This window comes from Enterococcus sp. AZ129 (assembly GCF_051714505.1).
Taxonomy (GTDB): domain Bacteria; phylum Bacillota; class Bacilli; order Lactobacillales; family Enterococcaceae; genus Enterococcus; species Enterococcus faecalis.
Window position 1 is genome coordinate 2,303,324 of record NZ_JBIORY010000001.1, and the last position, 22,093, is coordinate 2,325,416.

23 protein-coding genes and 1 riboswitch are annotated in these 22,093 nt (G+C 37.3%); of the genes, 4 read left to right on the forward strand and 19 right to left on the reverse strand.

Annotated features, from left to right (window positions below):
- Window positions 1-11: 11 nt before the first annotated feature.
- From IGJ90_RS11205 to IGJ90_RS11215, 3 genes are all read right to left on the reverse strand, one after another.
- Window positions 12-161, reverse strand: coding sequence for a teichoic acid D-Ala incorporation-associated protein DltX (locus IGJ90_RS11205; protein WP_002356384.1), 150 nt, complete (start codon window positions 159-161; stop codon window positions 12-14).
- 203 nt (window positions 162-364) lie between these two features.
- On the reverse strand, window positions 365-2,461 hold the full coding sequence (locus IGJ90_RS11210; protein ID WP_002384061.1) for an ABC transporter permease: 2,097 nt from the start codon (window positions 2,459-2,461) through the stop codon (window positions 365-367).
- Window positions 2,451-3,218: an ABC transporter ATP-binding protein gene (locus tag IGJ90_RS11215; RefSeq protein ID WP_002356382.1), complete on the reverse strand. Its 768-nt coding sequence runs from the start codon at window positions 3,216-3,218 to the stop codon at window positions 2,451-2,453. Before IGJ90_RS11215 ends, IGJ90_RS11210 begins: the two co-directional genes overlap by 11 nt.
- Window positions 3,219-3,623: 405 nt before the next feature.
- Here IGJ90_RS11215 and nrdD point away from each other — a divergent pair, with 405 nt between their 5' ends.
- Window positions 3,624-5,807, forward strand: a complete 2,184-nt coding sequence (gene nrdD, locus IGJ90_RS11220) for an anaerobic ribonucleoside-triphosphate reductase (RefSeq protein ID WP_438768125.1) — start codon at window positions 3,624-3,626, stop codon at window positions 5,805-5,807.
- Between the two features lie 32 nt (window positions 5,808-5,839).
- Window positions 5,840-6,436, forward strand: a complete 597-nt coding sequence (gene nrdG, locus IGJ90_RS11225) for an anaerobic ribonucleoside-triphosphate reductase activating protein (RefSeq protein WP_002356379.1) — start codon at window positions 5,840-5,842, stop codon at window positions 6,434-6,436.
- 44 nt (window positions 6,437-6,480) lie between these two features.
- Here the strand turns inward: nrdG and dinB are convergent, their stop codons facing one another.
- The 15 genes from dinB to IGJ90_RS11300 all read right to left on the reverse strand — a co-directional run bounded on the left by dinB (window position 6,481) and on the right by IGJ90_RS11300 (window position 18,059).
- A complete protein-coding gene (dinB, locus tag IGJ90_RS11230; protein ID WP_289858165.1) occupies window positions 6,481-7,596 on the reverse strand; it encodes a DNA polymerase IV in 1,116 nt (371 codons plus the stop codon).
- A 128-nt stretch (window positions 7,597-7,724) separates the two neighbouring features.
- Window positions 7,725-8,483, reverse strand: a complete 759-nt coding sequence (locus IGJ90_RS11235; protein WP_002356377.1) for an ABC transporter permease — start codon at window positions 8,481-8,483, stop codon at window positions 7,725-7,727.
- Window positions 8,467-9,129, reverse strand: a complete 663-nt coding sequence (locus tag IGJ90_RS11240) for an ABC transporter ATP-binding protein (RefSeq protein ID WP_002356375.1) — start codon at window positions 9,127-9,129, stop codon at window positions 8,467-8,469. Before IGJ90_RS11240 ends, IGJ90_RS11235 begins: the two co-directional genes overlap by 17 nt.
- 14 nt (window positions 9,130-9,143) lie before the next feature.
- On the reverse strand, window positions 9,144-10,016 hold the full coding sequence (rsmI, locus tag IGJ90_RS11245; RefSeq protein ID WP_049095892.1) for a 16S rRNA (cytidine(1402)-2'-O)-methyltransferase: 873 nt from the start codon (window positions 10,014-10,016) through the stop codon (window positions 9,144-9,146).
- A 111-nt stretch (window positions 10,017-10,127) separates the two neighbouring features.
- Entirely contained in the window at window positions 10,128-10,475 is a 348-nt protein-coding gene (locus IGJ90_RS11250) for a DNA replication initiation control protein YabA (RefSeq protein ID WP_002356372.1), read from the reverse strand.
- The gene (locus tag IGJ90_RS11255) at window positions 10,468-11,307 is read right to left on the reverse strand and encodes a PSP1 domain-containing protein (RefSeq protein ID WP_002356371.1); all 840 of its coding nucleotides are present in this window, start codon (window positions 11,305-11,307) and stop codon (window positions 10,468-10,470) included. Before IGJ90_RS11255 ends, IGJ90_RS11250 begins: the two co-directional genes overlap by 8 nt.
- 116 nt (window positions 11,308-11,423) lie before the next feature.
- The gene (gene holB / locus IGJ90_RS11260) at window positions 11,424-12,374 is read right to left on the reverse strand and encodes a DNA polymerase III subunit delta' (RefSeq protein WP_438768127.1); all 951 of its coding nucleotides are present in this window, start codon (window positions 12,372-12,374) and stop codon (window positions 11,424-11,426) included.
- 1 nt (window position 12,375) lies between these two features.
- Window positions 12,376-12,705: a cyclic-di-AMP receptor gene (locus IGJ90_RS11265; RefSeq protein ID WP_002356367.1), complete on the reverse strand. Its 330-nt coding sequence runs from the start codon at window positions 12,703-12,705 to the stop codon at window positions 12,376-12,378.
- Window positions 12,706-12,724: 19 nt separating this feature from the next.
- The gene (gene tmk, locus IGJ90_RS11270; RefSeq protein WP_002356366.1) at window positions 12,725-13,363 is read right to left on the reverse strand and encodes a dTMP kinase; all 639 of its coding nucleotides are present in this window, start codon (window positions 13,361-13,363) and stop codon (window positions 12,725-12,727) included.
- A 208-nt stretch (window positions 13,364-13,571) separates the two neighbouring features.
- Window positions 13,572-14,168, reverse strand: a complete 597-nt coding sequence (gene recR / locus IGJ90_RS11275) for a recombination mediator RecR (protein ID WP_002356363.1) — start codon at window positions 14,166-14,168, stop codon at window positions 13,572-13,574.
- A 179-nt stretch (window positions 14,169-14,347) separates the two neighbouring features.
- Window positions 14,348-14,770 (reverse strand): hypothetical protein, encoded by a 423-nt coding sequence (locus IGJ90_RS11280; protein ID WP_002367219.1) that lies wholly within the window; start codon window positions 14,768-14,770, stop codon window positions 14,348-14,350.
- Between the two features lie 31 nt (window positions 14,771-14,801).
- Window positions 14,802-15,485, reverse strand: coding sequence for a thiaminase II (gene tenA, locus IGJ90_RS11285; RefSeq protein WP_002367220.1), 684 nt, complete (start codon window positions 15,483-15,485; stop codon window positions 14,802-14,804).
- 11 nt (window positions 15,486-15,496) lie between these two features.
- On the reverse strand, window positions 15,497-16,150 hold the full coding sequence (locus tag IGJ90_RS11290) for a CbiQ family ECF transporter T component (protein WP_002362491.1): 654 nt from the start codon (window positions 16,148-16,150) through the stop codon (window positions 15,497-15,499).
- Entirely contained in the window at window positions 16,141-17,499 is a 1,359-nt protein-coding gene (locus IGJ90_RS11295) for an ABC transporter ATP-binding protein (protein ID WP_002367221.1), read from the reverse strand. The genes IGJ90_RS11290 and IGJ90_RS11295 overlap by 10 nt, the downstream gene beginning before the upstream one ends.
- Window positions 17,496-18,059, reverse strand: a complete 564-nt coding sequence (locus IGJ90_RS11300) for an ECF transporter S component (RefSeq protein ID WP_002359429.1) — start codon at window positions 18,057-18,059, stop codon at window positions 17,496-17,498. Before IGJ90_RS11300 ends, IGJ90_RS11295 begins: the two co-directional genes overlap by 4 nt.
- A gap of 104 nt (window positions 18,060-18,163) precedes the next feature.
- Window positions 18,164-18,254, reverse strand: a riboswitch (TPP riboswitch).
- Between the two features lie 178 nt (window positions 18,255-18,432).
- On the opposite strand from IGJ90_RS11300, the gene IGJ90_RS11305 reads away from it, so the two are divergent.
- On the forward strand, window positions 18,433-19,218 hold the full coding sequence (locus IGJ90_RS11305) for a TraX family protein (RefSeq protein ID WP_438768130.1): 786 nt from the start codon (window positions 18,433-18,435) through the stop codon (window positions 19,216-19,218).
- Between the two features lie 163 nt (window positions 19,219-19,381).
- Window positions 19,382-20,743, forward strand: a complete 1,362-nt coding sequence (locus IGJ90_RS11310) for an MFS transporter (protein ID WP_002367222.1) — start codon at window positions 19,382-19,384, stop codon at window positions 20,741-20,743.
- Window positions 20,744-20,793: 50 nt separating this feature from the next.
- On the opposite strand, the gene IGJ90_RS11315 is transcribed toward IGJ90_RS11310, so the two are convergent.
- Entirely contained in the window at window positions 20,794-21,984 is a 1,191-nt protein-coding gene (locus IGJ90_RS11315; protein WP_002367223.1) for an MFS transporter, read from the reverse strand.
- Window positions 21,985-22,093 lie beyond the last annotated feature (109 nt).

Genomic DNA, 22,093 nt, shown 5'->3' on the forward strand with positions numbered 1-22,093 from the left:
TAGCCGCCTCCTTAAAACTCGTTATAAATGAAGGTTCCTCCATTGATATTCTTGTAATGATAAAGATAAATTAATGCAATGACAATGAAAGAATAAAATAACGTTTTACCGATGAATTTAAGACTTTCGTTATTGAGAATTTTCTGAAAAGTTGTTTTCATTATCATTCACCTCCTAAGGTTAATCGCTATCCATTATTTTATGCTATATTTCAGCAAAGTCCATTGAAATTTCTTACAATTTAATAAAAAAACTAACAATTTCGTCACTTCTTAAATTTTCATGATTTTCATAAACGGAACTCTCATAATTTTTTCGCATAAAGAAACTGTAAAAACCGCTTCACAACGGCTTTTACAGTTTTTTAAAAATGGATGTGTCGAATCATCCGCGCATAAATGGCAGACGTTAAAATATAAAAAATTAGATAAACAATTATTAAGATTCCACAAGAAAGATATACTAACAAATATCCTGGACTCTTAATAAATTGGCTTAACAAATAAATGGCAAAGGTGGTATGCAAAATCCCAATGACCATCGGCGGAAAGAAAATCAAACTATTCTGTCGATAAATTTGCTTAGTTATCGCTTTACTAGAAACACCCATCCGTTTTAAAGTCACGTAATCTTGACGCTCACTTACAGCTGAAAAGAGTTGTCGTAACATCAAAATACTGCCCGTAATAAACAACGCTAAAATTGCCACAAACATGGAGACATATAAAGTCAAGCCGTTAATTTTTCGTTCATAGCGTAAAGAGGCGTAGCGATCATTCATATTTAGCCGCCAAGTTTCTGTGACATCATCTTGCGTATTCTTTACCTCTTCGTTAGGCATTTGTTTGGCAAAACCACTCAACTGCTGGTTATTTTTTTCATACTTATACAAAATTGGCGCTTGCCATTCTGTGGCAATCTGTTTATTTACGGCTTCATAAAGTTTTTCACGGCTTTTCGTGTCAACATTTACGGCGTTAATCTGATACTGAATGGAATTTTTTGTCACTTTCTGATAAAGGGCATCGGAAACGACAATCGTTGGTAAGGAATATTGCAATAAAAAATTGCCTAGATAGTTAGGCAGCACTTGTTGCAGTTGTGCCTTCTCTCCTTCAACAAATTGCAGTTTCGATTCATAACGAGACATACCACTTAAAATATTGGTAAAGCTATCCATATAGATAACACTTTGGTCATTTTTTAAATGTAAATCGTTTAAATAAGGATTAATTTTTTGATAGTTGCGGTAATTTGAGAAGGATAAAACATTAACTGCTTCAATCGTTTCTTGTTCCTCTTGCGCTTGACCAATTCGCAAACTTCGTTCAATTCCAGTAATTTTATAAGAAAGTGTCACTTCATTTTTTATTTTGGTGTCCTTCGCTTCATCGAGAACTTTCTTCAATTTAGGATAGCTTTCCTGTGAAACTAAAAAGTCCACGGGGCCATCACTGTTGACCGTGTGCATACTAATCGTATACACAAAAACCATCACGCCGATCCCACTCAAGGCTGTCGCAATTAACAAGGTCAAACCAGTGAGTGTTTTGCTACTTTTAAATAAGTAGCGTTTGGCATTGCCTAAAGTAATCATGCGTAAATCTTGGTAATACCATTTTTTTCTATGATTAAATAAGCGAATGATAAAATACATGGTATAACGGAAAAATAAATAAGTTCCCACCACACATAGACCCAAAATGATAAAAGGCGTCAATGTAATAATCATCGGAATCGAGATATCCAATGAATCATTTAATTGTTTATACACAATACCTGTCGCTAAATTCCGAAAATCAAACGCAATAAAATAACCAGCCAGTAAACAAATAGGTCCTAAAATACCTAGAAACTGCCGCCGTTTCGTTAAACGACTATAATTAATTTGACCAATTTTTTCTTGGTGCATAAGCTGCGACAATGGATAACGATAAATCATCCAAATACTTCTTAAGCAGACAATCAAAATCATAAATGCAAAAGCTACACCGGTTTCAATAACGGAACGCCAAGAAATATAGAAGAAACTGGGGACTTCTAAAAACATAACTTTGGCTAAAATCATTGAAAACAACTTGGTGAAAATCACTCCTAAAATAATTCCATTAATTAGTGAAACAAAGCCTAAAACTAAATTTTCTACTAAAAAAATTAGTGAAACTTGGCTCTTTCTCAAGCCAATTAATCGATACAAGCCAATTTCTTGGCTACGTTTTCCTATAAAAAAACGATTTGCTGCCAACATAAAGCCCAAAATAATAATGGTGACTAAGGTACTACCGAGTCCTAAAGATCGCTTAATTTCGATATCACGGCCTGCACCTGCGACAAGAGGCTGGTTGTAAGCAATCGCACGGAAACAATAATAAACGACCGCTGCAAAAGTCATACTAATGTAATAAACCAGATAATTAGGTACATGAGCTTTTAAATTTTTTAATGATAGTTTAAAAATCATTTGCGCGCCCGCCTCCACCAATCGTTGCTTGCATATCTATCACACGATTAAAAAATTCCTTACGTGATCCTTGACGAACAACTTCTGAGAAAATCGCACCGTCTTTAATGAATAAGATGCGATTGCAAAAACTGGCCGTGTACGGGTCATGTGTCACCATCAAAATTGTGGCATCATCATGCAGATTAATTTCAGCTAAATATTTCAACAATTCTGTTGCTGATTTTGAATCCAGTGAGCCAGTTGGTTCATCTGCAAAAATAATTTTAGGGTTCGTAATCAAAGCACGAGCAGCTGCTACCCGTTGTTTTTGTCCCACAGATATCTCTGGTGGATAAGCAGATAAAAGCTCCTGAATCCCCAAAATCGAAGTCACATGTAACAAACGTTTATCCATTTCTTCTAATGAAACTTTTTCTACAGCTAAAGGCAACAGAATATTGTCCTTCACATTTAACGTATCAATTAGGTTAAACGATTGAAAAATAAACCCCATTTCGTTTCTCCGAAAATCACTTAATTGATTATCTCGCATTTTTAAAATATCTTGTCCGGCGATGCGCACGATTCCTGCGGTTGGCAAAATAATCGAGGATAAGACATTCAACAGTGTCGATTTCCCAGCACCGCTGGGACCCATAATCCCCACAAATTCGCCTTCATCAACGGTAAACGAAATATTATCTAATACTTCTGTTTTATTATTTAAACGACCATATGTCTTGCTGACATGGTTTACTTCTACAATTTTTTTCATTTTTCTCGCTCCAACGTTTTGTTATTACTCTTATTTTACCAAGAAAAAATCTGAATGAACATCGTTTTATCTTACAATATCGTTCGGTAGTCAAAGAATAATTGGCATTTCGTGAATAAATCCGCAAACAATTATTATTTAATAATTGTTATTTTTTAGTGTTGCTTTTAGCAATTTGGCAAAAAACTCTTTGCTGTTTTTTAATTTTGACAAAGAATTTTTTTCACACAAAAAAATTTGCTCAATCCTTTTCTTCATTTGTTTTCATATTTTTTCAAAACAGCACAAGCACAATATATAGTGTTTGTCTAGTGATATTTTACTAAAAATACGCAATATATCGATTGAATTTAGCCGACCTTTGTATTAGGATAGTTACTAACGAGATATAAGGAGCTGGATAAAATGATGAAGATTACTGATGAAAAAGCCGAGGATGTTAATCTCTCAACAATTAAAGTCGTCAAACGGGATGGTCGTTTAGTGACTTTCGATGATCAAAAAATATACGACGCTTTGATCAAAGCTGAACAAAAAATACATGACCAAGTCACTCCTTTGACACATCAAAAAGTCCAATCGATTGTTGCCGATGTCAATCGAGAAATTGCCGAACGTTTTACCAATAACGTAAAAATTTATGAAATTCAAAATATTGTGGAACATACTCTGCTATCCAACAATGAATATGCCTTAGCCGAAGAATACATTCATTACAGAACCCAACGTGATTTTGAGCGTAGTAAAGCGACTGATATTAATGTATCTATCGGCAAATTAATTAATAAAGATCAGACTGTCGTGAACGAAAATGCCAACAAAGACAGTGACGTTTTTAATACGCAACGTGATCTAACCGCTGGGATTGTTGGAAAATCAATTGGTTTAAAGATGTTGCCTTCACACGTGGCTAATGCCCATCAAAAAGGCGACATTCATTACCACGATTTAGATTATCATCCATATACGCCCATGACAAACTGCTGTTTAATTGATTTTAAAGGCATGCTAAACAATGGCTTTAAAATTGGGAACGCTGATGTCGAATCACCAAAATCAATTCAAACGGCCACTGCACAAATTTCTCAAATTATTGCCAATGTAGCTTCCAGTCAATATGGTGGTTGCTCTGCCGATCGGATTGATGAATTATTAGCGCCTTTTGCGGAACGTAATTATGAAAAACATTTAGCAGATGCGCAAGAATGGATTGAAGGAGAAGAACGCCAAAAAGCATTCGCTCGGAAGAAAACGAAAAAAGATATTTTTGATGCCATGCAAAGTCTTGAGTATGAAATTAATACCTTATTTACTTCCAATGGACAAACCCCTTTTACTTCTCTGGGATTTGGTTTAGGTACCAACTGGTTTGAGCGAGAAATTCAACGGGCGATTTTACAAATCCGAATTAATGGTTTAGGGATTGAAAAACGAACAGCTATTTTCCCAAAACTGATTTTCACAATTAAGCGCGGCGTCAATGCGCAACCTACTGATCCAAACTACGATATTAAACAACTGGCACTGGAATGCGCAACGAAACGCATGTATCCTGATGTTTTAAACTATGATAAAATCGTTGAACTAACAGGTAGTTTTAAGGTACCAATGGGCTGTCGTTCCTTTTTACAAGGCTGGAAAGACGAACAAGGTGGAGAAGTAAATGTTGGCCGAATGAATTTAGGCGTTGTGACCTTGAACTTACCAAGAATCGCTTTAGAAGCGCAAGGAAGCCAAGAAAAGTTCTGGCAAATTTTAAATGAACGTTTAGCGATCGTTAAAGATGCTTTGGTTTATCGGGTTGAACGTGTTAAAGAAGCTAAACCAGCGAATGCACCGATTTTATACATGTATGGTGCATTTGGAAAACGTTTAGCTACACAGGATGCCGTAGATGAACTGTTTAAAAACAAACGTGCCACGGTTTCACTTGGCTATATTGGCTTGTATGAAGTGGCTTCTGCCTTTTACGGCGGTGCTTGGGAGGACAATCAAGAGGCCAAAAACTTTACACTGGATATTTTAAAAGAACTGAAAAAAAATGCCGACAACTGGGGCAATGAATACGGCTATCATTTTAGTGTCTACTCTACACCGAGCGAAAGCTTGACTGACCGTTTTTGCCGTTTAGATACTGAAAAATTTGGCATCGTCGAAAATATTACAGATAAAGAATATTACACAAATAGTTTCCATTATGATGTACGCAAAAATCCAACGCCTTTTGAAAAACTTGATTTTGAAAAGGATTATCCAAAATACTGTTCTGGTGGTTTTATCCACTACTGTGAATACCCCATGTTACAGCAAAATCCCAAAGCGCTTGAAGCTGTCTGGGATTACGCTTATGACAAAGTTGGCTATTTAGGAACCAATACGCCAATTGATCATTGTTATGCCTGTGGTTTTGAAGGGGACTTCCATCCAACTGAACGTGGCTTTGAATGTCCAGAATGTGGCAATCATGATCCTAAGACTTGTGATGTCGTTAAACGGACTTGTGGTTATTTAGGTAACCCGCAAGCTCGCCCAATGGTACATGGTCGTCACAAAGAAATTTCCTCTCGTGTGAAACATTTAAAAAATTAAACTCGATTATTCTATAGAAAGAAGTTTTGCTGATGCGTAATCCGAAACCACAAGAATGGAAAACCGAAGACTACAGCCAAAAAAAGATTGCCGATTACAAAGCGTTCAACTTTGTTGATGGCGAAGGTGTACGCAATAGTTTATACGTGAGTGGCTGTCTCTTTGCTTGTGAAGGTTGTTTTAACAAAGCTGTCCAAAATTTCAATTACGGTACGCCGTTTACAGAATCTTTAATGAATCAAATTATTGAAGATTTGTCCCATGACTATGTCCAAGGTTTGACTCTTTTGGGTGGTGAACCTTTTCTGAATACAGATGTTTGTCTTAGTGTAGTCAAACGTGTGCGGGAAACATTTGGCTCAGCCAAAGATATCTGGTCTTGGTCTGGGTATACCTTTGAAGAACTACTTTTAGAAACGCCTGATAAGCTTGAACTACTCCATTCAATTGACATTTTAGTTGATGGGCGCTTTGAACTGGCAAAACGTAATTTAAATTTACAATTTCGTGGCAGTAGTAATCAACGGATTATTGATGTACCCAAATCACTTGCTGCTGGCAAAGCTGTTATTTGGGAAAAATGTCATGACGCCGAAACGTCTTATGAACAAATCAAAAAATCAATTTAAAAAAGTTAGCCCTTTAGCCATCTCTTGAGGATGTGGCTAAAGGGCTAACTTTTTTCCCATAAAGGTAAAACAATGTTTTCATACGCTAGTGGATCTAAATTCGTTAAAGTAATGCCTAATAAACGGATTCCTTGTTCTAAACCTAAAATATCTTCCCAAATTAAATTCGCTTGATAGAAAAGTTCTTCTTTTTTAGAAATATATTCAGGTAATGTCACACGTTTCGTAATCGTCGTATAGTCAGTATAACGAACTTTCAGGACTACTGTTTTGCCATGTTTTTGCACTCGTTGCAATGCATGCTCAACACCTGCTGCTAATTGTCTCAATTGAGCCGTAACCTGCTCTTCCGTCGTTAAAGGGGTGCCGTAAGTATGTTCCTTGCCTACCGACTTACGATCTCTAGTCACTTGAACTGGCGCATCATGGATACCACGGACTTTACGATACAATGAATAACCCATTTTACCGAATAACCGAATCAACGTCATCTCATCTTGCTTGTATAAATCTGCTCCAGTAAAAATCCCTAGTTCATGCATTTTAGGCACTGTTTTTTTCCCGATTCCGTGGAAATCTTCAATCGGTAATGCTTTCAAAAAATCTTCGGCCTCTTCTGGTAAGACAACCGTCAGGCCCTTTGGTTTCTGAAAATCTGATGCTAACTTGGCTAAAAACTTATTGTAACTAACACCTGCCGAGCAAGTTAACTGCAATTCATGCCAAATATCATATTGAATCATTTTCGCAATTTTAATAGCCGACTTACTGTTGACCTTATTTTCAGTTACATCTAAATACGCTTCGTCAATAGATACTGGTTCAATCACATCTGTATAGCGGCGAAAAATTTCACGGATTTCTTGAGAAATTTCACTATATTTCTGATAATTACCTGGCTTAAAAATGGCACTTGGACATAGTTCATACGCCTTTTGAGCACTCATAGCCGAGTGAATACCGTACTGTCGAGCAATATAATTCGCTGTGGTCACCACTCCTTTGCCCCCAGTATCACTTGGATGGCGCGCAATAACTAACGGATGTCCTACTAGCTCTGGATGATCTCGTTCTTCAACTGAAGCAAAAAACGCGTCCATATCTATATGTATAATTTTTCTCGACGTATCTTTTTTTAAGGGAAAACGTAATTCGCTCATCATTTTGATTCGCCTCCTCCCTCCATTATATACGAACGTCCGTTCTTTTTCAAATTGAAACTTCTTTATTTCAACCAGAAAAAGCTGAAAATCCGTGAAGTTATAAACACAGATTTCCAGCTTTTTAATTAAACAACCAATTGTTTTTGTTGATTATAGTAGCCTTTATAGGCAAGATAAGTTGCAATCACTGAACCAATACTTGTTGCTGATAGCAACATAAAAGTCACCATAATCTGATATTTTATCGCATGGACCGGATCAACGCCCGCAAAAATCAAGCCTGACATCATCCCAGGCAAACTAACAATTCCGACAGTTTTGGCAGAATCAATCGTCGGCGCCATCCCGGTTTTCACACTTTGTTGGATGATTGGTAAAGAGGCGAGTTTGATAGTTGCACCTAATGCTAGTTTCTCCATTACCGCTTGCCGTTGGTTTTGAAAAAGAGTATCTAAATTGCGATAGCATAAACCAATTGCCACCATCGAATTGCTGGCAATCATCCCACTGATAGGAATGATTTGAGAAGGAATAAATTTAATAGAACCAGAAAAAATCAAAATACCAATGGTAATTCCTGTGCTACAACCAATTGCAATGAAAGAAATCAAAAAGCCCTTTTGTAATTGCTGGCTGCGTTTTTTTGCATTAAAGGCTGCGTTGGAAACAATCACCAAAACCATGATGAGCGTTAAAATCAGGTTATTGACTTGAAAAACATATTTTAATAAATAGCCGACTGCGACTAATTGAATGACTGCTCGAATCACACTAATAATAATATCTTTGGTAAAACCTAATTTTTCTTTAGTACTAATAATTAATGCGACCACCACTAGCATGGCTGAAAAAAATAAGGATAAATTATTAACTGCTAAATCCATCTGTCGGCGCCACCTTTCCTGCTACAATACGAATCACTTGCTGTGCTTGCTGAATTTCTTCGGTATCATGCGTGACACGAACCAGCGTGACTCCTTGCTCTTTGTTTAATTGGTTTAACAATTGATTGACAATCTGTTTGCTTTCTTCATCTAATCCCGTTGTAACTTCGTCTAATAATAAAACATCTGGTACAAAAATAATGTTTCGTAGCAAAGCAACCCGTTGTCGCTCACCACCAGAGAGTTCGGCTATTTTCTTTTCAAGATAAGCAGCGGGCAATTTCACTTGTTGGAGCAATGCCACGACTTTTTCCTGATTAAACGCTTCTTGTCTGACGGTAAATGGAAATAATAAATTATCATACACGGTTTCACCAAATAAAGTTGGCTGCTGAAAACAATAAGAAACCTTTTGGCGGTATGTTTCGATTGGCATTGTAGTAATTGGCGCTTCTTGATAAAAAATTTCGCCTTCTGTAGGACTTAATAATGAAGATAAAATTTTTAAAAATGTACTTTTCCCGCTACCTGAAGGACCAACAATTGTTGTATTGCTGCCTGTTTCAAATGACAAATCAATATCAGAAAGAATGCTACGACCATTTACTTGATAAGACACGCCTTCTGCTCGCAATAAATTACTCATGTTTCTCTCCTTTTTTAAATGGAATGATATTCTTTATATACTTCTTGTTTTTTTACATTTCTCAATTTGGCCACTTCTTTGATTGCCTCTTTGGAACTCCGTCCCTCTTCCTCCATTAAAACTTGTACATGTTCCTTGAGGGAAATAGCCGGCATTGCTGCTATTGTCTCTTTCTCACCAGTAAATCCGCTAACTAATAAACAACACTCGCCTTTTAGCGTATTTTCTGCTAAATATTCTGTTAGTTCTCCTAAGGTACCACGCAAATACTCTTCATGAAGTTTCGTTAATTCTCGACAAATCACAGCGGAGCGTTCTTGACCATAGACTTCAGCAAACGTTGCGACCGTTTTAGCAATCCGATAGGGGGACTCATAAAAAATCTGTGTCGGCCGTTCTTCTTTTAATGCTGATAACACGTCTTTCTGTTCTTTTTTCTTTCTTGGTAAAAAACCATAAAACGTAAATGGCTGTGGTAAAAGACCCGAGGCAATCAAGGCGGTCATTCCTGCCGTAGGTCCTGGCAAGGCAATCACTGCCAGTTCTTCTTCAAGACATGCTGTAACCAATTCATGACCAGGATCACTAATTGAAGGCATACCTGCATCGCTAACTTGGGCAATCGTTTCACCACTCAGCAATCGTGTAATCAGTTGAGGAATTCGCTCTTTGTAATTATGTTCGTGTAAACTAATTTGTGGTGTTGTAATCTCAAAATGATTTAGCAATTTTTGTGTGTTTCTTGTGTCCTCACTAGCAATCACCGTTGCTTCTTTCAATATGTTTAAACAACGAATACTCATATCTTCTAAATTGCCGATTGGTGTTGGGACAAGATACAATTTTCCTTTTGTTGTTTGCTTATCAAAACTTTTCTGTTTTTGCATAGCGCATCCCTCATTTTCCTTTTTCGTTCTATAAATAGATAAAGGTTTGATTTGACAATCGATTGACTGTCAAACCAAACCTTTCCTTTTTATTTGCAGTGTCCATTAGACTTAACGCGTACGTTCCCCATAAATAACATCAAGACAAAAGGCACATTCTTCATCATTTTCACGTCTTGAACCATATAAAATATTGCAGACATGGAAGCCCTCTTCATAAAGTTTTTCCAAATTCATACGTGATTTTGATAGCTCTTGTTTTTCAGTTTCAGTTGTATTTCCTGCTAACTTATTCAGTTCTTGGAGATGCTCTCGTAAGCGTTGGTTTTCGATTTCCAACGTGGTATTTTTTTCTACCAACTCATGGAGTGCTGCTTTAATTTCTCTTAATTGTGTCACGGAACTGTCTAAATCAGTTTCCAACGAATTTAATCCATCATAGAGCGAACGTTTATCCATTTTGATCACCTTTTTCAGCAGCAACTTTCGCAGTAGCTTCTTTGATTTCTTCGTAATCATAATCCGCTGCGATTTCACGACCATGCAGACGAACTTTGACAATCCGACTTAATAGATTCAACCCGACGACTTTGCCTTTGCCATCTGGTGTTATTACTTCTTTTCCATAATCTGGTAATTCTTTTTTAGCGGCTTCATATTCGTCGTTTTCATATTTCAAACAACACATTAAGCGGCCACATAATCCCGAAATTTTGACAGGATTTAAAGATAACCCTTGATCTTTAGCCATTTTGATTGAAACTGGCATAAAATCTCCTAGAAATGTTGAGCAACACAGTTGTCTGCCACAAGGGCCAATGCCACCTAATATTTTCGCTTCATCTCGGACACCAATTTGACGTAACTCAATTCGCGTCCGGAAAATAGCCGCTAAATCTTTGACTAATTCACGAAAATCAATTCGCCCATCTGCCGTAAAGTAAAAAATCATTTTGCTACGATCGAAGGTATATTCTACTCGCACTAATTTCATTTTTAAATCATGAGCTCGAATTTTTTCATTGGCAATGCTTTTGGCAGCTTCTGCATCAGCCAAATTTTTTTGTTCTTTTTCTAAATCATTGGCTGTTGCTTTATTTAAAATGGGTTTTAGGTCCTCTGGTAAATCGTCTGAATCGACTGTTTTTTTAGGAATAGCAACAGTAGCTAATTGTTTTGACTGTTGAGATTCAACGAGTACTTTCTCATTATAAATATACTCAGATTTTCCAGGAGCAAAATAATAGATATGACCGGCTTCACGGAAGCGAACTCCTACTACTTCTACCATTTTATTCCTCCTAATCTAGTTCAAGTGAACGTCGCTTCAATCGGTTAAGGAACTTGCTGAAACAACTAAGTTCCTACTATATTATGAAACTGAATGCCACTTGGCACTTTTTTCCTTTATGATTTAGGGTGAATCATTTGGATAACTAATTGTTCACAAACATTTTGCCAACTAACATTGGCAGTCCATTTTTGGCGTGCTTTCAAAATTAGCGCCAACCGTTCCGCCTGCTCTTCCGTTATTTTTTTGGCTTGCTGTGTCGCAACACTTTCTTCCAATAATTGACGGTAATAAACCATGAGCAAGTCAAAGCTAAGCGCTTGTTGTTCTTTTTCCTTAAATACTTTGACCATTTTCTTCTGAACGTAGATAAATGCCTGTAAATCATTACTTTTTAGATAATTAAACCATTGCAAAATGATTTCCCTAGCTTCATTAAACCATTCATCTTGAGAGATTTCAACTGCTTTCTCAAAACTATTTGTCAGCTCAGCTAAAAGGGTTGCAGTCTTTTCACCAATCCCCTGTTTGATTAAGCGATCAATTAATATTTTTTTGACTAATGGTTGAAAATGTAAGGTTTGGCATCGTGATTGAATCGTTGGTAAAATTCGAGAGAGCGAAGTGGTTTCTAAAATAGCTAAAATTTGTCCTTCTGGTTCTTCTAAAAATTTTAAGAGACTATTGGCTGCGCCGGTACTCATTTTATCTGCTTCTTGAATTAAGAAAACTTTTTTAGCAGTCTCGACCCCACTTTTAGAAAACTCCGCTTTTAATTCACGGATTTGGTTCACTTTGATGGTTTGCCCATCTGGCGCAATTCTTAAAACATCTGGATGTTCATTTTCATTAATCCGCACACAATTATGGCATTCGTTACAAGGCTGTTGATTTACTAAATTCGTACAAAAGACATGTTTCGCCATCCATAAGCCAAATTCTTGTTTTCCAGTTCCTGTATCTCCTTCAAAAAGATAAGCATGGGCAAGACGACCATGCTCAAAACTTTTTTGGAGTTGCTTGTACAGCAAAGGTTGCATTTGCTGTAGCTGTTGTGCTTCATTCATCTTAATATTGATGGAATCCTTCAACTGGTAAGACGAAGCAAGTAGCGCCGCCTACTTCAACTTCCACAGGATAAGGAATTTGGCCATCCATTGTGATATCTAAAGTCACAGGTGTTGAAACATATTGTTTTCTTGATTGACATGTTTCTTTAATTAAAGCTAATGTTTCGTCGACACGTTCATCATCAATCCCAATAATAAATGTGCTGTTTCCCGCTTTTAAGAATCCACCTGTTGAGGATAATTTTGTAGCACGAATATTGGCATCAATAAATTCGTTGGCTAATCGGTTACTATCTTTGTCTTGTACAATGGCTAAAATAATCTTCATGGTCTACACCTTCCTATAATTAAAAGTTTTCTGGATAACGTTCAATAATCGCCTGATACGTTGCTTCTACGACAAGTTCTAAACTCATCCGTGCATCAATCTTTTTGATACGTTGTGGATTTTCTTCTGCTAATTTCAAATATTCATGACGAACACGTTGATGAAATTCTAATCCTTCTGAATCTAAGCGATCAATTTGCTGTGTTCGATTTTCTTGAATCCGCCGTAAGCCAGTATCTGAGTCAACGTCTAAATAAATTGTAAAATCTGGTGAGACACCTTCTGTCGCAAACGCATTAATTGAAGCAATGGGGGCAATCCCAATTCTACGCCCAGCGCCTTGGTAGGCTAATGAGCTGTCAACAAAACGATCACATAGGACTAAATGACCTGCTTCCAAAGCTGGCAAGATTTTTTCCACTAAATGTTGACGACGAGCAGCTGCGTAAAGTAAAGCTTCTGTTCGCTCATCCATTCTGTCATTTCTTGGATCTAAAATAACTGTTCGAATCTTTTCGGCAATCGGTATGCCGCCTGGTTCTCTTGTAGTGACAATTTTTCGTTTTGACTCTTTAGCTAATCTTTCAGAAACTTCCTTCAAAACACTGGTTTTGCCAGCGCCATCTGGACCTTCAAATGTGATAAAAATACCCTGCACGTGCGAAAACTCCAATCAATTTTTACTTGTATCTATTATACTTCATCTTGCTCTATCAGTCTAATTGAAATCCTTATGTCCTATTTAAAGTGATGCATCCGCTGAAAAAAAGAAACTGAAAAAGAAGTACGGAAAAGCTTGAACTGCGACATTTTCTCACAGAAACGACCTACTTCGATTTCAACCTCTTTTTCCAACGATGTTTCTTTTAAATTTCTCGACGCCCCTCAACTGCTTTCAACAAGGTTATTTCGTCTGCATATTCAATATCACTGCCGACAGACAAGCCGTGTGCCAAACGAGTAACGGTGATTCCAGCTGGTTTAATGAGCCGTGATAAATACATCGCCGTCGCTTCTCCTTCAGTGGTAGCGTTGGTTGCTATAATGACCTCTTTCACTTCATCATCGTGCAATCGTTTGATCAAAGAGGCAATATTAATATCTTCTGGTCCTGTTCCTTCCATCGGTGAAAGCACCCCGTGGAGTACGTGATACAAGCCTTGATATTCACGCATTTTTTCCATTGCCATAACGTCTTTTGGTTCTTCCACTACTAAAATAATACTACGGTCACGATTTTTATCTTGGCAAATTTCACAAGGATCTTCTTCAGTAATATTTCCGCAAATACTACAGAAATGGAGATCTCTCTTGACACTAATTAGCGCTTTTGCAAAAGCATTAGCATCTTCTTCTTTCATATCAATTGTATAAAAAGCAAGCCGTGTCGCTGTTTTTTGACCAATTCCTGGTAATTTCATATAACTTTCAATCAATTTTGCAATCGGTTCTGGATAATTCATGAGGCTTCTACAGTCCTTTCTTAGCAAGGCGTTTCTGTTATTACTGAGCGAGTTACAACAGATTTTGCGTCACTGAATATCTTATCACGCCCTGTCAAAAAAGCAATATTTAACCGCTATTTAAAGAATCAAAAAAACTTCCACTTTGTTGTGACAAAATGGAAGTTTTTTTATTTTGCTCAAATTAAAAATCGCAATAGATAACGTACTAGTAATAATGGTAATACACCTTTCAAGAAAAAAAGAACTAATTCTCTTAGCTGAAATTCTGTACCTTGATACCGAATTCTACCTTTCAATTTGGTAATATTCAAATCATACAATCGTTCCTGAAAATTTTTTTCACCACAGATTGGACAAATAAATTTGTACAAGCTTTTTTGTGTATTCAACGTCTCTTTGCGGATATGAATACTCCACTTGATTTTTTCCTTTGTTTCCACAGTACTTAACTCATATTTTTCACCACAAGCCGTGCAACAAAACCTATGCGTTGTGCGTACCTCATTTGCTTCTTTACGCAGTTTCCGTAAGGTCAAAATCCCTTGATAAACAAAATTTCCAATGCCAACAATGAACAATAGTATACCAACACTTTTCATAAATTTATCCTCCTATTTTGATAAATTTATTTTACCACATGTTCATCTCTTCTTTTTGTATCCAGGTTTCGTGTGTATAGGCCATTTCCCAAAAAGCGTATTCCATCTCACTGCTGATAACAAAAGCGGTGATCATAGCTGCTTGTTCTTGTGGTGAACTTTCTTCATATAATTGGTCTAACAGTTGGCGTTCCTCTTGGACGTGTTGGTACGCTTCCTCCCCAGCATAGGTTTCAATCCAACGTTGGTACAGTGGCTCTGGTGAGTGTTGTTTGACTAACTGTGCACCAATTTCTTGATAGAGCCAAGAACAAGGCAACATACTTGCTGCGGCCGTCTTAGGCGTTCCTTCAATAAGTTGGCGATACATATGAGAAACATAGTGATAAGCGGTTGGTGCAATCGGTGTCGCTGCAACTTCTTCTTCCGTAATTGCTAGTTCTTCAAAAAAAGTTTCACGAATAGCTAATTCGCCCAACGCAAGATTTTCCGCATTTGTTAAGAGTAATTTTTTCAATCGAGGTTGTTGCGTTTGTGCCGCAATCAAGCGATAAAGCTGACTAAAGTGTTTTAAATAGTAATGATCTTGAATTAAATAGTAGCGAAAAATCGTTGGATTCAAGGTTCCTTCATGTAATTCTGTGATAAAAGGATGCTGAAAACTCCCTTGCCAAGAAGCTTGCGCTTGTTCTTTAGCTTGTTCTGTAAATGTCATAGGTTTCTCCTTTACGTTAGAAAAATAAACAAATTGGTAAAAATGATGATTAAAATAGCAAGCCCAAGACTGACTTTTGCTGACACAAAATGCTCTTTTCGACTTCTGGTGGCTCCTTCTTCATATCCATGGGCAGACATTGCTTCCGTATATTTATCTCGCCAAGAAACAGCAACGAGCAGTGTTTTAACATAAAGCATCGGCGACCAAAAATGAAACGTTTTGCCACGGAGTAGGCTTGCTTCTTTTAAATCATTAATTTCTCTTTTCACTTCCGGTAAGGCGTGAACCACCACTAAAATTCCATAAACAAAGTTTGGTGCTAGCCCCTTTTGTTCCAATAACAACAATAATTCTTCAAAATCAACGCCTACAGCAAAAGCTAGTCCTAAACCGGCAAAGGCATACGTTCGACTAAACAAAAGCCAGGCTTGTTGACTACTCGTACCATGCAAATAAATAGACCAAAACGTCCCGATTGCTGGTAAAAGTGGCAAGAAAAATAACCAAAGCAGTAAGCGGGATTTTCGCTGGCCTATTAAAAAAATGACACAACCCATAAAAACCGCCAAATTTGCCAAAATTGACTGAGAAAAAGATAATTCAAAGGTCAAAATAAGAATCAAAGAAGCATAAATTGCTGCATTTGTTTGCTTTATTTGCATGTGGTTCCCTCCTGCCAGATAATCAGTTGTTGCTGCAGCAATTCTATTCGGTAATTGCTCACGCCAGAGAGAGGTTCTAGCCGATGCGTGACGATTAGAAAATCTTGTTGCGCACTTTTTTCTTTGATCCATTCAACAAAATAATTGCATGCTCGCTCATCTAATCCAGCAAAAGGTTCATCTAAAAGTAAACAGTCCAAATCTAAGCTCAGCAAACTAATTAATTGCACCATCTTTTTTTGCCCTTCACTTAGTTGAAAAACACTGTGCTCTAGTTTTTCTTTTAAACCTAAAAAAGTTAAGGCTTCCTCTTGTTTTCTTCTTTTTTCTGCTGTCATGTTCTGACCAAACAAAAGCTCTTCTCGTAAAGTCAACGTGACAAACTGACGATTGGCTTGTTGCACCGCTAATGTCATGTGTTGATACAATTTTTTTGAAGCCCGCAAGCGGCGGCCTGCCAAGAACATTTTTCCTTGATATTTTTGTCTCTGAACGATGGCTTTTAATAAGGTGGATTTCCCCGCCCCATTTGGCCCCGTCAACGTGGTAATTCCTTTAAAAAAAAGCGCTTCTTTTTCTTCAAGTAGCACTCGTTTTCCCTGAGACAAACGAAAATTTTTCAATTGGAGCATTGGTTGTTTTACCACAGAAGTTGTAAGCTGAAATGTCTGCGGTTTTGTTTTGATAAACGTCAACGGTTGCTTTTCAAACTGGCCATTTTTCAACGTGACGACTTGGTCCACAACATCAGCGTAATCGCTGAAATCGTGGTCGCACACCAAAATCGTTTTGCCTGCTTGATGGAGTCTTGCTAAAATTTGAATAAATTGTTTTCGAGAGGTTGGATCAATACTTGCAAAAGGTTCATCTAATAAAAGAATATCTGGGTTCATTGCTAGCAGAACTGTCAACGCCGCTTTTTGTTTTTCACCACCAGATAACGTCGCTAATTCTCGTGTGAATAAGGTTTGAGTCTGAACAAGTTGAAGCGCTGTTTGGATTTTTCGATTCATTTCTTCAGGCGAGATTCCTAAATTTTCTAAAGCAAAAATCAGTTCTCGTTCCAAGGTTTTCATTGTAAATTGTTGACTGGGATTTTGAAACAGCATGCCAATTTTTTGCGCCTTTTCACGAGTTGATAATTGTCGGCGCTCCATTCCTTCAATCAAAATTTCTCCTTGGTAATCAAGCGGAGCAAATCCGGCAATCAATCGTAAGAGCGTTGATTTTCCACTACCACTATCGCCAATTAATAAGGAAAACGTTCCTTGAGGAATTGCTAAATTTGTCTTTTCAAACAAGGGTTGTTCTCGTGAAAAGGACACAGCTTTTAATTGGATACTATTCATTTTGCCTTCACAGCTAACCCTTGCGCAGACTGATACATTCGTAAAATAACTTTCGTTAAGAAAATACCAAAGAAACAAATGGAAACGAACCGAACGCTAATTAAAGCAATGTTCATCCCCAGACCGTAATTGCCATAACCAAACTTAAAGTATTCATACACATAACTAAAAATAGTCGTCCCAATCGCACTATAAAATAACGTTAGTGTATCGTACCGTTTGTAGCGTGTCACAAAAAAGCCACTTTCACTACCTAGGCCTTGAATCACACCAGAAATTAATACACTAGGTCCGAAATACGAACCATAAAGCATTTCTGCCAAAGCGGCTAAAACTTCCGCCAAAACAGCACTTCCCGCTCGTGGAATCAGCATCGCTGCAATTGGTGCCACCATGGTCCACATTCCAAATAAAAGCTCATTGGCAAATGGACTCAGTCCTAATGGTAACAGCGCAGCATTCAATAACGCATAGAGGAACCCTGCCCCCATAAAAACACCGCCAAACAAAAAGGCTAAAAAAGCGAGTAAGACGACTTGTTGCAATGACCATTTTTTCAATAAAAAAACTCCTTTCTCTTAACAAAAAGCAAAAGGAGTGACTTAAATAAACCCTGATAAAAGAAAACACACTCATCCTAAGACAGAATGAGTGCGTGAAAAATCAAAGTAAATCGGCATTTCCCTGCGACAGTACTAACTGCATCAGGTTCAATGGGTATCATCTCAGCCATAACAGCACCCCAAATGTTTTTTATTAAAATGTACTTTTACTATAGCATAGAATAATTATAAAAACTAGTCTTGGCACTTTTTTATTTCATCAAAAGCTGAAGAAATCAAACAATTTTGTAAGATAACTGTTAGGCAAATAAATGGTTGGTTTTTCTGGACTTTGTTATATTGTTCTTTATGAAAGAGAGGCGTTTATACTATGGGTAAAACATTAACTGGCTTTCACTTGAAAGTCATTGGAGTTATTTCAATGGTCTTTGACCATCTATTGCAATTTTTTAGTTTTTTAGGCGTGCCTGGTTGGTTCGGATGGATTGGACGAATTGCTGCACCTATTTTCTTATTTGAAAGTTCTGAAGGCTTCGTTCACACAAGCAATCGGCGAAAATACATGTTCCGGTTATTGTTAGGCTTCTGGATTATGGGGATTCTGAACGGCATTTTAAATGCGTATTTTTCAACAGGTGGCTTAATTATCAATAATATTTTTGGGACGTTATTTTTAGGTACGGTCTACATGCAGTCTATGGACTATTTTAAACAAAAACAAATTGGTAAAGGGCTTCTTTGGTTTATTGTGCCTTTATTAATCAGTGCTCTACCTCTCGTTGTTTTTAGTTCTCCAGACATATTAAGCAACCCTGCTATCTTAATTGGTTTCCAAATTTTCAATCTGATTGTGCCATCACTAATGATGACAGAAGGTGGGTTTTTATTTGTTCTCTTGGCCGTGGCTTTTTATTTATTCCATGGCAAAAAGTGGTTACAAATTTCAGCAATTGGCGTTGTTGCGTTGATTTCAGTAGCCAGCTATAATTTCCAAGAACTATTCGGGGTGAACCACCAATGGATGATGATTTTAGCAGCGATTCCAATTGTTCTTTATAATGGTGAAAAAGGCCGTGGCATGCGGAATTTCTTTTATATTTTCTATCCAGCTCACATTGCTATTTTTGCAATTATTAGTTTCTTCATGCAACGTTAATTATTTTCTGCTTGACGATTGCCTAAAAACTGTTTACAATGCAACATGTAAACAAATCGTACAGATAACACGCAAGTTGCGTGTCGAGAGAGAGGCGGTTTCTATTCTTATAGAAACTGCTTCTATTTTTTTACGAAAAAATGAAAACTATAGAGGTGATTAAATGGAACAAAAAAACGTACGATTATTCCCTGCCGTTTTAGCGACAGGAATTATGTCTTTTGCTGGCGTATTAATTGAAACAGCAATGAATGTAACCTTTCCGACATTAACAAAGGAATTTGGTGTTTCCACCGGTACCGTGCAGTGGGTGACAACGATTTATTTATTAGTTATTTCTATCATGGTGCCCTTATCCAATTATTTATTAAAAACCTATTCACTAAGACGCTTATTTATCGTTGCGAATCTTTTCTTTTTGATTGGTTTAGCGATTGATGTCTATTCGCCATCTTTCAGTATCTTGTTATTAGGCCGACTCTTCCAAGGGGCTAGCACTGGGATTGCTTTGCCACTGATGTTTCATATTATTTTGAACTTTACCCCGCTGGAAAAACGAGGAACGATGATGGGGGTAGGCACATTGACCACTTCAATTGCTCCAGCCATTGGTCCAACGTATGGTGGAATCTTAACATCTTCCCTATCTTGGCACGCCATCTTTTTATTCTTAATTCCTATTTTAATACTTTCTTTGTTTATGGGATTATCTGCTATTCCAGAAATACCTGTTAAAAAAACCACCACTCTTGATTTGGTTAGTTTAATTGGTATTGCCCTGTTATTTAGTGGTTTGTTAATGTTTTTAAGTAAAATTGGCACATTGTTTGGCTGGCTTTCACTTCTGGCAGCCGTTATTGGCTTTGTTATTTTTTATAAACGAGCAACGACCGCTGAACAGCCACTAGTACGTTTGACAATTTTAAAAAATCCCGCCTTTGTTTTATTTTTATGTGGCTTTTTAGTTTGTCAATTCTTATTGTTAGGTATTTCCTTTGTCTTACCAAACTTTGTTCAAATCGTCCTTGGAAAAAATGCGTTTGTAGCTGGGCTAGTCATGCTGCCAGGTGCTACAGTCGGGGCCATTTTGGCACCACTTTCTGGACGAGTGTTGGATCAATACGGCGCTAAAAAACCTATATTATTTGGCTTAAGTTTGGCGACAATCGGTTGGCTAGCTTTAACAATTTTACTAGAGATGCCTGTTTTATTAGGATTCGTCGCTGGACATGTTACCTATATGATTGGTCTAGGTTTTGCATACAGTAATATGATGACGACTGGTATGAGCTTGTTAGAGGAGAAAGATTTTGGCGACGGCAATACGTTATTTAATACACTTCAACAATTTTCTGGCGCTATTGCGACGGCCATTGTAGCGACGATTATTAATATCGCTCAAGACCACGCAGATAATTTTGCTCAGGGGACAACGATGGGCTCCCTCATTTCTCTGATTTTCTTGTTAACCTTATTAGTAATTGTTTTAATTGCTTCCTGGAATTATTTCCGCAAAAAAGCTTAAAAAAAAGCAGCTGGTCAGTTCCGTAGTGACCAGCTGCTTTTTTTAGTTTTCTAAAGATAGTTGTTTTCTTGTTCTTCTTGCTTCCGAATATAAAGTACGAACAAGACAGCAATTAGCACGATAAAACCACCAAAAATCGGTGTATATGTTACTGATAAATGATCTGTGACCACCCCACCTGTCATTGAGCCGACGGTAATCCCAATATTAAAGGCTGCAATATTAAAAGCTGAAGCCAAAGTGATATCTTCTGGAACATACTTTTCCGCTAATTCTACAACATATAGTTGTAAACCAGGTACATTCATAAAGGCAAATAGACCCAACATCAAACTTGCTAATAAGCCTAGAAGACTGTTATCCATTAAAACAGTAATAAATAAAAAGACTAAGGACAGAATTAATAAGCTAAACATTTTTACTAACGAATCTAAGGGTTTTTTATTTGCCCAGTGACCACCTACTGTATTGCCAATTGCGACCATTACGCCATAAACAACTAAAATAATCACTACCGCGTTGGCTGAAAAGCCTAAATTTTCCAATAACGGTGACAAGTACGTATATGCAGCAAACGTTCCACCATAACCAAAAGCAGTAATTAGAAAAGAGAAAACGAGGGGTTTGTTCGTAAAAATCCGCGTGATTCCTTTTAAGTCAACCTTCCCTGGTATCGGTAAATTTTTGGGAACTAAAAAATAACTAGCAATCAGTCCCACCAAGCCAATACTGGCTATAAAAAGAAAGGACATATGCCAAGCTGTTTGTTGCCCAATAAACGTCCCTAAAGGTACGCCAGTCACTGTTGCAACCGTTAACCCCGTAAACATAATAGCAATGGCGCTAGCACGACGTGATGGCGGCACAACATCTGCGGCGATGACAGTCGAAACAGACATGAAAATACCGTGCGCCAATGCAGAAAGTATCCGCCCTACCAATAAAATAATAAACGTTGGCGCAAATGCAGCAATTAAATTCCCACTAATGAAAAGAAGCATAATCCCCAGCATTAATGAGCGACGATTCCATTTCCCTGTCAAAATTGTTAATAACGGCGCCCCAATCGTCACACCTAAAGCGTACAAAGAAACAGTCAAACCCGCTTGAGAAAGACTAATATGAAAACTTTTAACAATCATTGGTAATAAACCCACACTAATAAATTCTGTTGAACCGATTGCGAAAGCATTGATAGCTAATGCAAAGAGCGTTAAATTTGGTGAAATTTTCTTTTCCATTCTCTTCCTCCTAAAAAACATTTGAATTTCAACAAAAATTACTATATACTAAGATTGAATTTTTGATAAGTACCTACTTTTTTGTATCATAGGTACCTTTTAGTAACTC

What these genes read in the sequence shown, in the direction of transcription:
- holB (WP_438768127.1), bottom strand. Translation starts at nt 12,374, where the DNA reads ATGAATGAAGCACAACAGCTACAGCAAATGCAACCTTTGCTGTACAAG.
- IGJ90_RS11240 (WP_002356375.1), bottom strand. Translation starts at nt 9,129, where the DNA reads ATGAGTAATTTATTGCGAGCAGAAGGCGTGTCTTATCAAGTAAATGGT.
- IGJ90_RS11215 (WP_002356382.1), bottom strand. Translation starts at nt 3,218, where the DNA reads ATGAAAAAAATTGTAGAAGTAAACCATGTCAGCAAGACATATGGTCGT.
- IGJ90_RS11290 (WP_002362491.1), bottom strand. Translation starts at nt 16,150, where the DNA reads ATGCAAATAAAGCAAACAAATGCAGCAATTTATGCTTCTTTGATTCTT.
- IGJ90_RS11205 (WP_002356384.1), bottom strand. Translation starts at nt 161, where the DNA reads ATGAAAACAACTTTTCAGAAAATTCTCAATAACGAAAGTCTTAAATTC.
- nrdD (WP_438768125.1), top strand. Translation starts at nt 3,624, where the DNA reads ATGATGAAGATTACTGATGAAAAAGCCGAGGATGTTAATCTCTCAACA.
- IGJ90_RS11310 (WP_002367222.1), top strand. Translation starts at nt 19,382, where the DNA reads ATGGAACAAAAAAACGTACGATTATTCCCTGCCGTTTTAGCGACAGGA.
- IGJ90_RS11255 (WP_002356371.1), bottom strand. Translation starts at nt 11,307, where the DNA reads ATGGTAGAAGTAGTAGGAGTTCGCTTCCGTGAAGCCGGTCATATCTAT.
- recR (WP_002356363.1), bottom strand. Translation starts at nt 14,168, where the DNA reads ATGAATTATCCAGAACCGATTGCAAAATTGATTGAAAGTTATATGAAA.
- IGJ90_RS11280 (WP_002367219.1), bottom strand. Translation starts at nt 14,770, where the DNA reads ATGAAAAGTGTTGGTATACTATTGTTCATTGTTGGCATTGGAAATTTT.
- IGJ90_RS11315 (WP_002367223.1), bottom strand. Translation starts at nt 21,984, where the DNA reads ATGGAAAAGAAAATTTCACCAAATTTAACGCTCTTTGCATTAGCTATC.
- IGJ90_RS11210 (WP_002384061.1), bottom strand. Translation starts at nt 2,461, where the DNA reads ATGATTTTTAAACTATCATTAAAAAATTTAAAAGCTCATGTACCTAAT.
- tenA (WP_002367220.1), bottom strand. Translation starts at nt 15,485, where the DNA reads ATGACATTTACAGAACAAGCTAAAGAACAAGCGCAAGCTTCTTGGCAA.
- dinB (WP_289858165.1), bottom strand. Translation starts at nt 7,596, where the DNA reads ATGAGCGAATTACGTTTTCCCTTAAAAAAAGATACGTCGAGAAAAATT.
- IGJ90_RS11305 (WP_438768130.1), top strand. Translation starts at nt 18,433, where the DNA reads ATGGGTAAAACATTAACTGGCTTTCACTTGAAAGTCATTGGAGTTATT.
- nrdG (WP_002356379.1), top strand. Translation starts at nt 5,840, where the DNA reads ATGCGTAATCCGAAACCACAAGAATGGAAAACCGAAGACTACAGCCAA.
- IGJ90_RS11250 (WP_002356372.1), bottom strand. Translation starts at nt 10,475, where the DNA reads ATGGATAAACGTTCGCTCTATGATGGATTAAATTCGTTGGAAACTGAT.
- IGJ90_RS11265 (WP_002356367.1), bottom strand. Translation starts at nt 12,705, where the DNA reads ATGAAGATTATTTTAGCCATTGTACAAGACAAAGATAGTAACCGATTA.
- IGJ90_RS11295 (WP_002367221.1), bottom strand. Translation starts at nt 17,499, where the DNA reads ATGAATAGTATCCAATTAAAAGCTGTGTCCTTTTCACGAGAACAACCC.
- rsmI (WP_049095892.1), bottom strand. Translation starts at nt 10,016, where the DNA reads ATGCAAAAACAGAAAAGTTTTGATAAGCAAACAACAAAAGGAAAATTG.
- IGJ90_RS11235 (WP_002356377.1), bottom strand. Translation starts at nt 8,483, where the DNA reads ATGGATTTAGCAGTTAATAATTTATCCTTATTTTTTTCAGCCATGCTA.